The organism is Streptomyces pallidus (ex Mingjun et al. 2026) (assembly GCF_051550185.1).
In the GTDB taxonomy this organism is placed as follows: Bacteria; Actinomycetota; Actinomycetes; order Streptomycetales; family Streptomycetaceae; genus Streptomyces.
The window spans coordinates 4,400,098-4,414,884 of record NZ_CP196181.1 but is presented as its reverse complement, the minus strand read 5'-3'; the positions used below and the strand labels follow the sequence as shown (position 1 = coordinate 4,414,884).

The window sequence follows — 14,787 nt, the reverse complement described above, 5'->3', positions numbered from 1 at the left end:
GGCCGGTGACGTACCCGGCCCGCAGGCCCGCGCCTGCGGGCCGGGGCCTGCGGGGGGCCGGGGCTACAGCTGGGACTTGTCCCGCTTGGTGAGGTTGTACTTGGCCGCGATCGTGTTCCACAGGGGCGCGGCCGTCTCCTTCGCCCGGGTCGCCTCCCCGCTCGACTTGTTGCCGTCGCTCGCGTCGTCGGTGTTCCGGGCCCGACCGTCCTTGCAGCCCTTCTTGTCGCCCTTCTCCCCGGCGAGGTCGTCCGCCCAGGCCGCGTAGCTGTTGTCGGCGTCCGCCGAGGCCTTCCAGGCCTTGTTGAGCGCCGCGGACAGCCTCGCGTTGTTCGGGAGCTGGTCGATCTTCACGTCCTGGAGCCGGGTGACCAGCTCCTCGCGCTGGCGGGCCGCGTCGCGCAGGTCGCTCGCGGCCGTGTCCAGGTTGCGGCAGCTCTTGATGTCGTCGACGGCCTTGATCACGCTGGACCGGCTGTCGTTGCTGTCCGCGAGGAGCTTGTCCAGCTGGATGGCCTGGGACCGGGCCGGGTCGACCGGCGCCTCGGCGGCCGCGGCCGAGCTGCCCGCGGACGGGGTGGGGGCGTCCGCCGCCGCGGCCGGGTCGTTGTTCTGCTTCTTGCCGTCGCTGAGCAGCGCGCCGACCCCGAGCCCGACCACCGCCAGGCCGACCACCACGGCCCCGATGACCGCCGGCGGCACGCGCCGGGCCGGCTCGGGCGGGGGCGGCGGGGCGAACTGCTGCTGCCCCGGCCCGCCCGGCTGGAACGACTGCTGCGGGTGCTGCCCGCGCGGCGGGTACGGGCGCGGCGGCGGCTGCCGCAGCACCGGCTCCTGGATCGGCGGGAGCTGCTGGGTGTGCCCGTCGCTGCCGACGACACCCCCGTCGCCGTCGCGGAACAGCCCGTCGAAGCCGTCGGTCACCGGCGGGATGTACTGGGTGGCCGCCTCGTCGAACGAGGGGGCCGGTGCCGCCTGGCCCGCCGGCACCGGCGGGATGTACTGCGTCGCCGCCTCGTCGTGCGCGGGCCCGGCCGGGACGGGCGGGATGTACTGCGTCGCCGCCTCGTCGTGCGCGGGGGGCGCGGGCCCGGCCGGGACGGGCGGGATGTACTGCGTGGCCGCCTCGTGGTGCCCGGGGGCCGCCGGCCCGGCCGGGACGGGCGGGATGTACTGCGTCGCCGCCTCGTCGTACGCGGCGGCCGCCTGCGGGCCCGGGACGCCCGGGACCGGCGGGGCGTACGGCGCCCCGGGCGGGGTGTACGCCGTGCCGGGCGGGGCGGAGTCCGGGCCGGCCGGGACGGGCGGGATGTACTGGGTCGCGGCCTCCGGCAGCGGCGGGTAGCCGTAACCGTGCGGCTGGCCGGGGCCCTCCCAGCCGGGCCCGAGCACGTGCCCGGACTGCACCGGGCCGGGCTCCGCCTGCCCGGGCTGGGGCGGCAACTGGCCGGGGGCCGGCGGCCGCGCGTACGCCGGATCGGGGCCCCACGGCGCTCCGGGCTGCGGGGCCGCCTGCGGGGCGTTCCCCTGTCCGTTCTCCGTCACCGGGACTCCTTCGCCGACTACTCCGAACACACCGAACCTACGGAACGCCGACTCACGCTACCCGGACCCCGCCCTCCCCGTCAGGCCCACGTTGCCGGATGATTCACATCACACCCGGGCATATCCTCCGTCAGGCGACCGCCTCCAGCCGCGCCGAGAACTCGCGGACCGCCGCCTCCTCCCGGTACGGCTGGAGCCGCGCCCGGAAGTCGTCCAGGTATTCCGCACCCCGGCTGGAGCGGATCCCCGACAGCAGCTCCGCCGCCCGCGCCGCGGTCTGGCAGGCCTGCTCCACCTCCCGCTGCTGCACCTGGGCCGCCGCCAGCAGCAGCATCCCGATCGCCCGGCGCCGCTCCTTCCCGGCGGGCAGTCCGGCCAGCGCCTCCCGGGCCTGCTGGGCCGCCTGCTCCGCCTGCCCCAGGTCCCGGTGGCAGTGAGCAAGCTCATCCGCGAGGTACGCCTGGTCGAAATGTCGGATCCACGCCGGATCGTCCCCGGATTCCGGTTCTGCCCGCACCAGTGCCGTGACCGCCCGCGAGGACAGCACCGCCGCCGCCCGGGCATCGCCCAGCAGCGCGTGCCCGCGCGCCTCGGCCGCGTAGAACATGGCCTCCACCCGCGGGGTCACCTGCCCGCGGGTGCCTTCCTGGGCAGCCCGCGCCAGCTGGGCGATCTCCCGCGGATTGCCGAGTTCCGCGGCGAGGTGGCTCATGGACGCCGCCAACACGTACCCGCCGTACGCCCGGTCCCCGGCCGCCTGCGCCAGCCGCAGCGCCTGGATGTAGTAGCGCTGCGCCAGGCCCGGCTGCCCGGTGTCCACCGCCATGTACCCGGCGAGCTCCGTCAGCCGGGCCACCGCCGCGAACAGGGCGCGCCCGACCGGCTCCCGGTACGAACCCCCGATCAGTCCGGACACCACGGAGTTGAGGTAGTGCACGACGACGGGCCGGACGTGCCCGCTGCCGAAACGGTGGTCGAGCTCCTTGAGGGCCTCGGTGGTGGCCCGTACCGCCTCCACGTCCGACATGCCGACGCGCGAGCCGCCGTTGCGGGCCACCTGCGCGTCGGCCCCGGTGATCAGCCAGTCCCGGCTGGGCTCGACCAGCGCGGACGCGGCCACGCTCGACCCGGACAGGAAGTCCCGCCGCCCGACGTCGCTCCGCCACAACTCGCTGACCTGCTCGATGGCACCGCCGACGGTCGGGGAGAACTGCAGGCCGATCCCGGAGGCGAGGTTCTTGCCGTTGGCCATGCCGATCTCGTCGATGGTGACGGTCCGGCCGAGTTTGCGGCCGAGCGCCTCGGCGATGATTCCCGGGGCCCTGCCCCGCGGTTGCTGGCCGCGTAGCCAACGGGCCACGGACGTCTTGTCGTAGCGGAGATCGAGGCCGTGCTCGGCCCCGCACATGTTGACGCGCCGAGCGAGCCCGGCGTTCGAGCACCCGGCTTCCTGAATCAGTGCCTGCAGCCGTTCGTTCGGCTGGCGGGCGAGGAGAGGCCTGGCTGCCATGAAAACCCCCAGAGGCCGCGGGTGATCGTTGGAATGATCACTTCCCGCCTGATGTGCGGAGAATCATCCGCTCTGCGTCGTGTCGCTACCCAACTCCGGCGCCCCGGCCTCCCACGCGCCCCCATCCGTGCACCAGTGCGCCCCGCATGCAGGATCGATGCAGCGCCCACCGGCCGGTTTACCCCCGTAACCCCGCCTGACCGCGGGAGTTGTGATGGTCGTGGAAGAGACCATCGGAGTCACGGAGACCGCACCCATCCCCAAGCAGCGCTCCGAGCTGCTGCTGGACCATGCCGTGCGGTACACGGAAGAACGGCACTGGGACGTCTTCGCCGGCACCTGGCTGGAGCACGCGGAGGGGCGGGAGCTGTGCTCCTGCGGGGCCGCGGACTGCCCCGCTCCGGGCGCGCACCCCGCGGTGCAGGAGTGGGCGACGCTCGCCACGGGCAGTGCGGTGCGGGTCCGACAGCTGTGGGGAAAGCGGCCCGAGGCCTCGATCCTGCTGCCGACGGGCCGCACGTTCGACGCGCTCGACGTCCCGGACTCCGCGGGCTTCCTGGCGCTCGCCCGGCTGGAACGCATGGAGCGCACCCTCGGACCGGTCACCCTGACGCCCGACCACCGGATGCTGTTCTTCGTGCTGCCCGGCGCCTCCGCCAAGGTGCCGGAGATGGTCCGCCGGTACGGCTGGTCGCCGTCCGCGATCGACCTTCGGGTGCGCGGCGAGGGCGAGTACGTGGCCGCCCCGCCGACCCGGTTCGGTGGCCGGGGCTCGGTCCAGTGGGCCCGCCGCCCCACCCCCGCGAACCGCTGGCTGCCGGACGCCGAGGAGCTGATCGACGCCCTCGCGTACGCGTGCGGGCGCGAGGCCGCGGCGGACCGGACCGCCCGCCGCACGCCCTGACGGCCTCTCACACCCGTGGACACCGGCCCGGACCAGGTGCGTTTCGCGGCCCGAAGTCATGACATACGTAACTGCCCCGCCTCTCGGGGCCGCCCTATGGTGAAACGGTAGGACCACGGGGACGAGAACGAGAGGCAGACGCATGCCGAACCAGGGTGATGCGACGGGCGGGACGTCCGGGACGGGTGGCGCAGCGGCGCCGTCCGACGGGCGGGCGGCGGTACGGGTGGAAGGCCTGTGGAAGCGCTTCGGCGACCAGGTCGCGGTCGCGGGGATCGACCTGGAGCTGCCGGCGGGGAAGTTCATCGGCCTGGTCGGCCCGAACGGCGCGGGGAAGACGACGACGCTGTCGATGGTGACCGGGCTGCTGCGCCCGGACATGGGGCGGGTCGTCGTGGCCGGCCACGACGTGTGGACGGACCCGGTCGAGGTGAAGTCCCGGATCGGCGTGCTGCCCGAGGGCCTGCGCATGTTCGAGCGGCTGTCGGGCCGTGAACTGCTCGGCTACATGGGCCGGCTGCGCGGCCTGCCGGGCGAGGAGACCGACAAGCGGGCGACGCAGCTGCTGGAGGTCCTCGACCTCGCGGGCTCGCAGCACAAGCTGGTCGTCGACTACTCGACGGGCATGCGCAAGAAGATCGGGCTGGCCGCCGCCCTGCTGCACAACCCGGAAGTGCTCTTCCTGGACGAGCCGTTCGAGGGCGTGGACCCGGTGTCGGCGCAGACCATCCGCGGGGTGCTGGAGCGGTACACCTCCTCGGGCGCCACGGTCGTCTTCTCCTCCCACGTGATGGAGCTGGTCGAGTCGCTGTGCGACTGGGTCGCCGTCATGGCCGGCGGCCGGATCCGCGCCGCGGGCCCGCTGGCCGCCGTACGGGGCGACGCGCCCTCGCTGCAGGCCGCGTTCCTGGAGCTGGTCGGCGCCGGCGGGCGCTCCGCGGGCGAATCGCTGGACTGGCTGGGCGGGCAGGCCGCCCGATGAGCAGCACCGCATCCGCCTCCGCCTCCGCTTCCGGGCCCCTGCCGGGGTCGGCGCCCGCCTCCGAGGCGGCCGGGCCGGCCGCCGCCGCGGTGGACCCCACCGCCGTGTTCGTCCGGCTGAAGCTCTCGCTGATTCGCAACGGCCTCAAGGGGTCCTCGAAGCGCAAGGCCGCCTACTTCACCTCGCTGGCGTTCGCGCTGGTGGTGGCCTTCTTCCTGACCTTCGGCCTGGCCATGCTGCACGGGCACGCGCACGCCGACACCGTCGTCGTCCTGCTGGCCGCGATCCTCGCGCTCGGCTGGACGTTCATGCCGCTGTTCTTCCCCACCGGGGATGAGACGCTCGACCCGAGCCGGCTGGTCATGCTGCCGCTGCGGCCGCGCCCGCTGGTCCGGGCCCTGCTGGCCTCCTCTCTCATCGGCATCGGGCCGCTGTTCACGCTGTGCGTGGCGGTCGGCTCGGTGGTGGCCGTCGCACGGGGGTCGGCGGGCATCGTGGCCGGTGTGGTGGCCGCACCACTGCTGCTGCTCGGCTGTGTCGCCCTGGCCCGCACCGTCGCCACGGCCAACGTCGGGCTGCTGAGCAGCCGCAAGGGCCGCGACCTCGCCGTGCTCAGCGGCCTGGTGATCGCAGTGGGGGCGCAGCTCGCCAACTTCGCGAGCCAGCGCCTGATGGAGGCCGGCGGCCTGGCCCAGCTGGAGCCGGCCGCCGCGGTGGTGCAGTGGCTGCCGCCCGCCACGGCCGTCGGCATGGTGGACTCGGCGAGCAGGGGCGCGTACGGGACGGCGGCCGCCCAGCTGGCGCTGACCGTCCTCGCGGTGGTGCTGCTGATGTGGCTGTGGGAGCGCAGCCTGACCCGGCTCATGGTCACCCCGGACGGCTCGACGATCGCCGCGGCCGGGGGCAGGGAGAAGCGGGAGTCGGCGGGCGCGGGCATCTGGTCGTGGCTGCCGGCGGGGCGCACGGGCGCGACCCTCCAGCGCACCCTGCGCTACGCGGTGCGGGAACCGAAGACCAAGATGTCGTGGGTGTCGGCCCTGGCCGTCGGCCTGATCATCCCGGTGTTCAACGCCCTGCAGGGCACCGGCTCGGTGTACCTGGCCTGCTTCGGCGCGGGCATGCTGGGCGTGCAGATGTACAACCAGTTCGGACAGGACACCTCGGCGTTCTGGATGGTCGCGCAGACCATCGGGGGCACCCGGGACGCCTACGTGGAGCTGCGGGCCCGTGCCTACGCCCTGGCCCTGGTCACCGTGCCGTACACGGTCGTGGTCACGGCGGTCACGGCCGCGCTGGTCGGCGACTGGCAGGGCTTCCCGGCCGGTCTGGGCATGGCGCTGGCCCTGCTGGGCTCGATGCTGTGCACGGGCGCGCTGGCTTCGGCCCGCTTCCCGTACTCCATCCCGACGGACGGCGCCTTCAAGAACGTCGCCCCGGGGCAGGGCGGTCTGGCGTGGTCGGGCATCTTCGCCGGCCTGCTGGCGTCGGCGGTGATCTGCTCGCCGGTGATCGCGCTGACGATCTGGTTCAAGGCTGCGGACGGGATGGAGTCACTGTCCTGGACGGTGCTCCCGCTGGGCGTGGTCTGGGGCGCGGCGGCGGCCTGGGCGGGTGTCCGGCTGGCGGCTCCGGTCGTGGCCCGGAAGCTGCCGGAGATCCTGCAGGCGGTCAGCAAGGGCTGAGCGCCGGCTGTACGGTGAGGGGGTGACCGGCCGGGGAGGCCGGTCACCCCCTCACCCCTTTTTCCCGTCTTCCCGTCGCAGGACCTGGGCCGGGGCCCGGTACGGGGCTGGGGCGGATCAGTGGGACACCTGCGGGCGGAGGCTGTCGAGGAAGGGTTCCAGGACGGCCCGCCAGGCGGTCGGCTGGTCGAAGTGGAGGTAGTGGCCGGCGTCGGGGATCTCGGCGTACCGGCCCTCGGGCAGGACGCGGACCATCTCCTGGGCTTCGGCGCGGCCGAGTTCGCCGTCGAGGCCCCGGACGACCAGGGTGGGGCAGCAGACCTGGGCGAGCTCCTCCCAGTGGGCGTCGTGGACCCAGGTCTCACGGGCCGTCAGCATGTCGCTGCGGGAGAACAGGGGCCGCCAGCCGTCGGGGGCACGGTGCATCACCTCGGCGAAGAAGGCGCCGCGGCCGGGGTCGGGTTCCTCCACGCGGGGGTCGTCCTCGCCGAACCAGCGGCGGGCGGCGTCCTGGGTGGGGAACGGCAGGGGCCAGCGGTGGAACCACTCCGCCCATTCGCGCTGGGAGGCCTCGCCGAGGGCGGAGGCGCGCATGTCGCAGATGACCAGGGCCTCGACGAGGTCCGGGCGGCGGGCCGCCAGCTGCCAGCCGGTGAGGGCGCCCATGGAGTGGCCGACGAGGGTGACGGGGGCGAGGCCGAGCTGTTCGACGGCCGCCTCGGCGTCGGCGACGAAGGCCTCACGGCCCAGCGGGGCCTGGACGTCCGGGCCGGCGGCGGGGCGGTCGCTCTCGCCGTGGCCGCGCTGGTCCAGGGCCACGACCCGGCGGCCGGGGGCGAGCCAGCGGGCGGTGCCGGCCCAGTGGAAGGCGCGGCCCATCAGGCCGTGCAGTAACAGCACCCGGGGCGCCGGCAGATCGGGCGGCGGGGAGGCGTCCGGTTCCCCGAACTCCCAGGCGGCCAGGCGAACACCGTCGGCCGCTGTCACATCGATGCGCCGTACCACCGAGGAGGCACCCCCTTCGCTTCGCCGCCACACTATCGAACCCACATTCGAAAATCGGCTTCCCGCGGTCAACACCGCTCTTTCGAGTGACCTTGCTCAAGGATTGACGGCCCCTGCCGACGGAGATCCTTTGAACAGGGAGGCGGGCCGCTCGGGGAAGACGGTCCGAAGGGGATGACCTTGAGAGCTCGGGGCTCCAGGTCAGCACAGGGGAGGACGGTCCCGGCGCCGCAAGGCGCCGGGACCAACTTCTTCCCCGGTCAGGCCTTCGCGACGAACACGTGCGAGGCGATCTCCGCCTCCAGCTCGGCCGCCTCGCCACCGCTGCCGACCAGCACACCGCCGGGCGACTCGGTCACGCTCACCACCGAACCGGGCTGCACGCCCGCACGGCGCAGCGTGTACATCAGCTGGGCGTCCGTCTGGATGGGCTCGCCGATCCGGCGCACGACCACCGTCTTGCCCTCGGTGCCCGGCTCCAACTCAGAGAGGCTGACCATGCCGTCCTCGATGAACGGGTCGACCTCGGCCTTCTCGCCCAGCTCCTCCAGACCCGGGATCGGGTTGCCGTACGGCGACTCGGTCGGGTGGCGCAGCAGCTCCAGCACCCGCCGCTCCACCGCCTCGCTCATCACGTGCTCCCAGCGGCAGGCCTCCGCGTGCACCTGCTCCCATTCCAGGCCGATGACATCGACCAGCAGGCACTCCGCGAGACGGTGCTTGCGCATCACACGCGTGGCCAGGCGGCGGCCCTCATCCGTCAACTCCAGGTGCCTGTCGCTCGCCACGGCCACCAGGCCGTCGCGCTCCATCCGCGCCACCGTCTGGCTCACCGTCGGCCCGCTCTGGTCGAGCCGTTCGGCGATCCGGGCGCGCATGGGGACCACGCCTTCCTCTTCCAGCTCGAGGATGGTGCGGAGATACATCTCCGTGGTGTCGATCAGTCCGGACATTCGTGCCCCTCGGATATCGTGCGCTGGCCCTGCCCCCAATTCTGACGCATCGCACCGACAACCGTCCCGCGCCTTCGCCAAGCCTCCCGGCCGCAGTGTGGGCCGCGGGCCCGTATTGACGGCCGTATTGACACGCCCTTGGTCCAGACCGCACGGTGAGCGGCGGACCCGGACGCCCCCCGTCCCACCGTCTCCCTGGAAGGGCCTCGGCAATGAGCGAGAGCAAGCTGGCCGGTCAGTTCTTCGATGCCGCGATCGGCCTGCTCCAGCGGGTGCGGGACGAGGAGGGCGGACGCATCGCCGAGGCCGGGACCGCCGTCGCCGACGCCGTCGCCGCCGGGAACCGGCTCTTCGCCTTCGGCGCCGGCCACTCCTCGCTCCCCGCCCAGGACGTGGTCTACCGGGCCGGCGGGCTCGCCCTGATGAACTTCCTCGCCGTCCCCGGCACCGCCGGCGTCGACGTCATGCCCGCCACCCTCGGCAGCGCCCTGGAACGGGTCGACGGGCTGGCCGGGGCCGTCCTGGACAGCAGCCCCGCCACCTCCGGCGACGTCCTGGTGGTCATCTCCCTGTCCGGGCGGAACGCCCTGCCGGTGGAGATGGCCCTGAACGCCCGCGCCCTCGGCCTCACCGTGATCGGGGTGACCTCCGTGGCGTACGCGCGGGAGACCCGGTCGCGGCACGTCTCCGGCACCTTCCTCAAGGACCACTGCGACATCGTCCTCGACAGCAAGATCGCGGTCGGGGACGCGGAGCTGAGCATCGACGGGATCGCCGCCCCCTTCGCGCCCGCCTCGACGGTGGTGACCGCCGCCATCATGCAGGCGGTGATGGCGGCGGCCGCCGGCGAGCTCGCCGCGCGCGGCATCGAGCCGCCGCTGCTGCGGTCCGGCAACGTCGACGGCGGCCACGAGTGGAACGGCCGCGTCATGCAGGAGTACGGCGACCGGATCTTCTTCCGCCACTGAGGCCCGCACCGTCCCGCTACGGCTTGTCCGGCGCGGAGCGGGCCAGGTCCAGGTCGGCGGCGACCCGGGCGGCGACCTCCTCCGCGTACTCCGCGTCCGCCCGCTCGAAGACGGCCCGCGAGGACGCCCGTACGAACGTCAGCACGCCCAGGGTCCGCCCCCGGCTCCGCAGCACCGTGCACAGCACGTGCGCGGCGTTCTCGGGCCACTGCCGGTCCCGCGCCCACACCTCGGCCGCCTCCCCGCGCGGGGCGGTGGCCCGCACCGAGCCGATCCGGTCCAGGGCCTGGAACGCGGGGTGTCCCGGCTCGTACCGCACCGGGATCCCGCCCTGCCCCGACAGCGGCGGCGGCGACGCGGCGTGCCGGACCAGCCGCGAGGGGCGGTCCGGGTCGGCCGACGGCTCCAGCACGTCGAGCAGGGCGTGGTCGGCGAAGCCGGCGAGGGCGAAGTCCAGCCGCACGGCGGCCGCCTCGCCCGGGTCCTCGCACTCGGCGGCGGACCGCCCCGCCCGGTACAGCTGGCCGGCGCGGAACCGCAGCTGCGCCGTGTCCAGCGCCGTCCGACGGGCCTCGGTGACGTCCTGGAACAGCCAGCCCACCCCGAGCGGGACCGGCTCCTCGGCGAGCGGGGAGCCCAGCCTCAGGAACCCGCACCGCCAGCAGCGCCGCCGCACCCCCTCCGGGGTGCGCACGGACACCCACAGCTCCAGCGGCGCCTGCGGGGAGCCCTCGGCCAGCACGTGCTGGAGGGCGCCCTCCAGCTCCTCGGCGCCCTGGGCCAGCAGGTCGCCCAGCGGCCGGCCGAGCAGGTCGGTGCGCCCGGCGCCGAAGGCGCGGGCGGCGTGCGCGTTGACCACGGCCGGGCGCAGGTCCACGTCGACGAGGACCACGCCCCAGGAGGCGTCGTCCATCAGCGCCTCGCTCAGCGCGATGGACCGCTCCAGGTCGATCTGGGCGTGGACCTCGGTGAAGGCGCAGTACACACCGGCGGGCCTGCCGTCCGTGCCCGGCACCCCGGCGGACTGGGTGCGCACCAGGACACGTCCGCCGTCCTTGGTGAGCAGGGCGAACTCGTGCACCTGCCGGCCGGAGACGTCCTGGACGCCCATGAGCCGGTCCTCGACGTCCTGGGCGTCGGCGGCCCGGGCCGCCCACCCGGCGAACCCCTTGCGGCCCACGGCCTCGGCGGCCGTCCAGCCCAGGATCCGCTCGGCCTCGCGGTTCCAGTGGGTGATCACCCCGTCGGAGTCGAAGGCGCACAGGGCCGCGTCCATCCCGTCCAGCAGCGCTGCGAGCAGATCGTCGGTGGGTTGTCCACGTCCGGAAGCATTCACCTGGCACCCCCTGCAGGTGTTCGCGTGTGCGCACGTCAGATCATTGAACTGGAACGTGACGCAGCCCACACCGCATTCCCCGAATCGTCCCGAAATAAATAACTTGAGACCGCCGCGGAAGGGTCCTAATGTCTGCGGTACACGAGAAGGGAGGTGGTTCCGGAAATGTACAAGTACCGGACGCGTGAGGTGACTGCGGGCTAAGGGCCCGTCGTCGCAACGCACCCAGTGCGGTGCCCGGCGGAACGCCCGGCGCCAATCCCAAGCAGTCACCCGACCCGCGGGCTCGCCGGCACGTCCGGCCGGCTTCTCTTACCTGCAGGAGAGAACCCGAGCCCGCGGGTCGTCTGCTGTCCGGGCGCGGCTACGGGCACAGGCGCTCGATGCGCCACTCCCCCCCGTCGCGGACGTAGTGCAGCCGGTCGTGGAGCCGGTTCTCGTGGCCCTGCCAGAACTCCACCTCCTGCGGGACGACGCGGATGCCGCCCCACTCCGGCGGCACCGGGACCTGCTCGCCCTCCGGATGCCGGGCCGCTAGCTCCGCGTACCGCCGGTCGAGCTCGGCCCGCGAGGCGATCACCCGGGACTGTTCGCTGGCCCAGGCGCCCAGCTGGGAGCCGTGCGGCCGGGAGCGGAAGTAGGCGGCGGTCTCGTCCCGGGCGGTCCGCTCGGCCGTACCGGTGACGATGACCTGGCGGGCGATGGGGTGCCAGGGGAACAGCAGGGCGATCTGCGGGTTGGCGTCGAGCTCGCGGCCCTTGCGCGAACCGTAATTGGTGTAGAAGACGAAGCCCCGCTCGTCGAAGGCCTTCAACAGCACCGTGCGGGAGCTCGGCCGGCCGTCGGGCGTCGCGGTGGAGACGACCATCGCGTTGGGCTCGAAGAGGTGGGAGTCGGCGGCCTGCCCGAACCACACGGCGAACTGCCGCATGGGGTCCCCGTCGAGGTCGTCCTCGAGGACGACCTCCGAGCGGTACTGCTTGCGCATGGTGGAGGGATCAAGATCCATGTCGGTCACGCGTGCCATCCTGCCGCAGGAGTGCTCCTGCGAGTGTGCCGTATGTCACGCTTCCGCCTGGCATCCCCAGCCGCCAAAATCTTGGGGCCGGTCAGGAGGCACCCGCGCGGGTGGCCCCCGGCCGTACCGGGCATCAACGGGGATGACCGCGCCGGACCGCAGCGAGTCACGCCGGGAGCCGCGCGTGTTCGCACTATCTGAGGGAGCCGCCTGATGTCCGACTTCGTACCCGGGCTCGAAGGAGTCGTCGCGTTCGAGACGGAGATCGCCGAACCCGACAAGGAAGGCGGAGCGCTCCGCTACCGCGGAGTCGACATCGAGGACCTGGTCGGCCACGTCTCCTTCGGGAACGTCTGGGGCCTGCTGGTCGACGGGGCGTTCAACCCCGGCCTGCCCGCCGCCGAACCCTTCCCGATCCCCGTCCACTCCGGGGACATCCGGGTCGACGTCCAGTCCGCGCTCGCCATGCTCGCCCCCGTGTGGGGCCTGAAACCGCTCCTGGACATCGACGAGCGGACCGCCCGCGACGACCTGGCGCGCGCAGCCGTGATGGCGCTGTCGTACGTCGCCCAGTCCGCGCGCGGGCAGGGCCTGCCGATGGTCCCGCAGCGGGAGATCGACAAGGCGGAGTCCGTCGTCGAGCGGTTCATGATCCGCTGGCGGGGAGAGCCGGACCCCAAGCACGTCAAGGCCGTCGACGCGTACTGGACCTCCGCCGCCGAGCACGGCATGAACGCCTCCACGTTCACCGCCCGCGTGATCGCCTCCACCGGCGCCGACGTCGCGGCCGCCCTGTCGGGCGCGGTGGGCGCCATGTCCGGACCGCTGCACGGCGGGGCGCCGTCCCGCGTCCTCGGCATGATCGAGGAGATCGAGCGCACCGGCGACGCGGTGGCGTACGTGAAGAAGGCCCTCGACCAGGGCGAGCGGCTGATGGGCTTCGGGCACCGGGTCTACCGGGCCGAGGACCCGCGCGCCCGCGTGCTGCGCCGCACCGCCAAGGAGCTGGACGCGCCGCGCTACGAGGTGGCCGCCGCGCTGGAGAAGGCCGCGCTGGAGGAACTGCACGCCCGTCGCCCCGACCGGGTGCTCGCCACGAACGTGGAGTTCTGGGCAGCGATCATGCTGGACTTCGCCGAGGTCCCGGCGCACATGTTCACCTCCATGTTCACCTGCGCCCGTACCGCCGGCTGGTCGGCGCACATCCTGGAGCAGAAGCGCACGGGCCGCCTGGTGCGCCCGTCGGCCCGCTACATCGGGCCGGGCAAGCGCGACCCGCGGGAGATCGAGGGCTACGCGGACATCGCCACGACGGCCTGACGGCTGACGGCCGACGGCCGGCGCTCGCCGGGGCTGACCGCCGAGGGCGCCGTATCCGGACGACGGATGCGGCGCCCTCGGCGCGCGTACGGCCCCCAGGGCCGGCGGCGGCCCGGGTCAGCCCAGGGTGGCGTCGAGGATGCGGGTCCACTGGGCGACCACACGGGCCCGCCGGGCCGCGTCGTCGGTCAGGACGTTGGCCAGGCCCAGGCCGCGGGCCATGTCGAGGAACCCCTGCACGGTCTCCCGCACACCGGGCACCGACTCGTCCGCACCCAGCAGTTGCACGGCCATCCGGTGGGTCTCGCGGCCCAGGCGGGCCTCCAGCTCGGCCACGCGAGGCCGCAGCTGCTCCTCGTGGGAGGCGGCGACCCAGAGCTGGAGGGCGGCCCGGAACATCGGCCCGGTGTACAGGTCGACCAGGGCCTCGACGACGGCGGCGCGGCCGCTGCCGGGCGCCCCGCCCGGGCCGGTGCTCTCGCGCAGGAGTGCGGGCAGGGCGGCGGAACGCTCCTCGGCCATGAACTCCACGGCCGCGGTGAACAGGTCCTCGCGGGTGCGGAAGTGGTGCTGGGCGGCGCCCCGGGAGACTCCGGCGCGTTCCGCGACGACGGCGACGGTGGAGCCGGCCCAGCCGTGCTCGGCGAGGCAGGTGATGGCGGCGTCCAGCAGGTGGCGGCGGGTGACCCGGCTGCGGGCCTGCTTGGGCAGGATCACTGCGCCCCCAGGGCCCACGCGGGGGGCCGGCGCTCGAAGCGGGCGCTGATGCCCTCGCGGGCCTCGGCGGAGCCGAAGTGGTGGGCCGAGAGCCGGGTCAGGGCCTCGCCGTCCTGCTCCAGGGCGGCCCGTACGGAGGCGGTGACCAGGCGTTTGGTGGCGGCGAGGGCCTCCGGGCCGGCCTTGCGCAGCCCGGCCAGGACGGGGGCCAGGGCCTGGTCCACGTCCTCGCCGTGCAGGGTGAGCAGGCCGATCCGGGCGGCCTCGGCGGCGTCGAAGGCCTCCGCGGTCAGCAGGTAGCGGGATGCGGCGCGCGGGTCCAGGCGGGGCAGCAGCGGCGCGGAGATCACGGCGGGGACCACGCCGAGGTGGGTCTCGGTGAAGGAGTACGAGGACTGCGGCCCGGCGGCGGCGACGTCGCAGACGCCGAGCAGGCCCAGGCCGCCCGCCCGGACGTGGCCGGTGACCCGGGCCACGACGGGGCGGGGCAGTTCCGCGATCTCCTGCAGCAGGGCGAGGAAGTCGGCCGGGTCGCAGGGGGACTTCAGGTCGGCCCCGGCGCAGAACGTGCCGCCGGTGTGGGTGAGCACGACGGCCCGGACGGCGGCCTCGGCGCCCGCTGCGGCGAGGGCCGCGCGGAGCTCGCCGACGAGGGCCGCGGAGAGCGCGTTGCGGTTGGCCGGGGAGTCGAGCGTGAGGGTGGTGATGCCGTGCGCGTGCGTGGCCTTGACGAGGGGCTCCATGCCGCTCCTTCTCAGCGGGTCGGGTCGGGCCGGGCCCGGCGCCGGGCTGGGTTTCGGGTCCGGTTCCGGTTCCGGCGGGCCGGTACGGCGGCCGCACCGGGCGG

At 74.0% G+C, this 14,787-nt stretch carries 13 protein-coding genes; 5 read left to right on the top strand and 8 right to left on the bottom strand.

Features of this window, described 5'->3' with window-relative positions; all coding sequences use genetic code 11:
- Positions 1-63: 63 nt before the first annotated feature.
- Together ACSHWO_RS19515 and ACSHWO_RS19510 are read right to left on the bottom strand one after the other, a co-directional pair.
- Positions 64-1,545, bottom strand: coding sequence for a hypothetical protein (locus ACSHWO_RS19515; RefSeq protein ID WP_438313397.1), 1,482 nt, complete (start codon positions 1,543-1,545; stop codon positions 64-66).
- Positions 1,546-1,675: 130 nt separating this feature from the next.
- Positions 1,676-3,055, bottom strand: coding sequence for a transcriptional regulator (locus tag ACSHWO_RS19510; protein ID WP_438313395.1), 1,380 nt, complete (start codon positions 3,053-3,055; stop codon positions 1,676-1,678).
- A 220-nt stretch (positions 3,056-3,275) separates the two neighbouring features.
- Here ACSHWO_RS19510 and ACSHWO_RS19505 point away from each other — a divergent pair, with 220 nt between their 5' ends.
- The 3 genes from ACSHWO_RS19505 to ACSHWO_RS19495 all read left to right on the top strand — a co-directional run bounded on the left by ACSHWO_RS19505 (position 3,276) and on the right by ACSHWO_RS19495 (position 6,623).
- Entirely contained in the window at positions 3,276-3,959 is a 684-nt protein-coding gene (locus tag ACSHWO_RS19505; protein WP_385806211.1) for a bifunctional DNA primase/polymerase, read from the top strand.
- A 142-nt stretch (positions 3,960-4,101) separates the two neighbouring features.
- The gene (locus ACSHWO_RS19500; protein WP_361095707.1) at positions 4,102-4,941 is read left to right on the top strand and encodes an ABC transporter ATP-binding protein; all 840 of its coding nucleotides are present in this window, start codon (positions 4,102-4,104) and stop codon (positions 4,939-4,941) included.
- On the top strand, positions 4,938-6,623 hold the full coding sequence (locus ACSHWO_RS19495; RefSeq protein WP_438313392.1) for a transporter: 1,686 nt from the start codon (positions 4,938-4,940) through the stop codon (positions 6,621-6,623). The genes ACSHWO_RS19500 and ACSHWO_RS19495 overlap by 4 nt, the downstream gene beginning before the upstream one ends.
- Before the next feature lie 117 nt (positions 6,624-6,740).
- On the opposite strand, the gene ACSHWO_RS19490 is transcribed toward ACSHWO_RS19495, so the two are convergent.
- Positions 6,741-7,628: an alpha/beta fold hydrolase gene (locus ACSHWO_RS19490; RefSeq protein ID WP_385848820.1), complete on the bottom strand. Its 888-nt coding sequence runs from the start codon at positions 7,626-7,628 to the stop codon at positions 6,741-6,743.
- A 260-nt stretch (positions 7,629-7,888) separates the two neighbouring features.
- On the bottom strand, positions 7,889-8,581 hold the full coding sequence (locus ACSHWO_RS19485; protein ID WP_438313390.1) for a metal-dependent transcriptional regulator: 693 nt from the start codon (positions 8,579-8,581) through the stop codon (positions 7,889-7,891).
- A 212-nt stretch (positions 8,582-8,793) separates the two neighbouring features.
- Between ACSHWO_RS19485 and ACSHWO_RS19480 the strand changes: the two genes are divergently transcribed.
- On the top strand, positions 8,794-9,549 hold the full coding sequence (locus tag ACSHWO_RS19480) for an SIS domain-containing protein (RefSeq protein ID WP_385848819.1): 756 nt from the start codon (positions 8,794-8,796) through the stop codon (positions 9,547-9,549).
- A 16-nt stretch (positions 9,550-9,565) separates the two neighbouring features.
- Here the strand turns inward: ACSHWO_RS19480 and ACSHWO_RS19475 are convergent, their stop codons facing one another.
- Positions 9,566-10,885: a PAS domain-containing protein gene (locus ACSHWO_RS19475; protein ID WP_438313388.1), complete on the bottom strand. Its 1,320-nt coding sequence runs from the start codon at positions 10,883-10,885 to the stop codon at positions 9,566-9,568.
- A gap of 364 nt (positions 10,886-11,249) precedes the next feature.
- A complete protein-coding gene (gene pdxH, locus ACSHWO_RS19470; protein ID WP_438313386.1) occupies positions 11,250-11,912 on the bottom strand; it encodes a pyridoxamine 5'-phosphate oxidase in 663 nt (220 codons plus the stop codon).
- A gap of 204 nt (positions 11,913-12,116) precedes the next feature.
- Between pdxH and ACSHWO_RS19465 the strand changes: the two genes are divergently transcribed.
- Positions 12,117-13,223: a citrate synthase 2 gene (locus ACSHWO_RS19465; RefSeq protein ID WP_361095728.1), complete on the top strand. Its 1,107-nt coding sequence runs from the start codon at positions 12,117-12,119 to the stop codon at positions 13,221-13,223.
- A gap of 117 nt (positions 13,224-13,340) precedes the next feature.
- Here ACSHWO_RS19465 and ACSHWO_RS19460 read toward each other — a convergent pair whose 3' ends face one another.
- Complete coding sequence (locus ACSHWO_RS19460) at positions 13,341-13,958, bottom strand: TetR/AcrR family transcriptional regulator (protein WP_361095731.1); 618 nt, start codon at positions 13,956-13,958, stop codon at positions 13,341-13,343.
- Positions 13,937-14,683 (bottom strand): enoyl-CoA hydratase family protein, encoded by a 747-nt coding sequence (locus ACSHWO_RS19455; RefSeq protein WP_385848816.1) that lies wholly within the window; start codon positions 14,681-14,683, stop codon positions 13,937-13,939. The genes ACSHWO_RS19460 and ACSHWO_RS19455 overlap by 22 nt, the downstream gene beginning before the upstream one ends.
- Between the last annotated feature and the right edge of the window lie 104 nt (positions 14,684-14,787).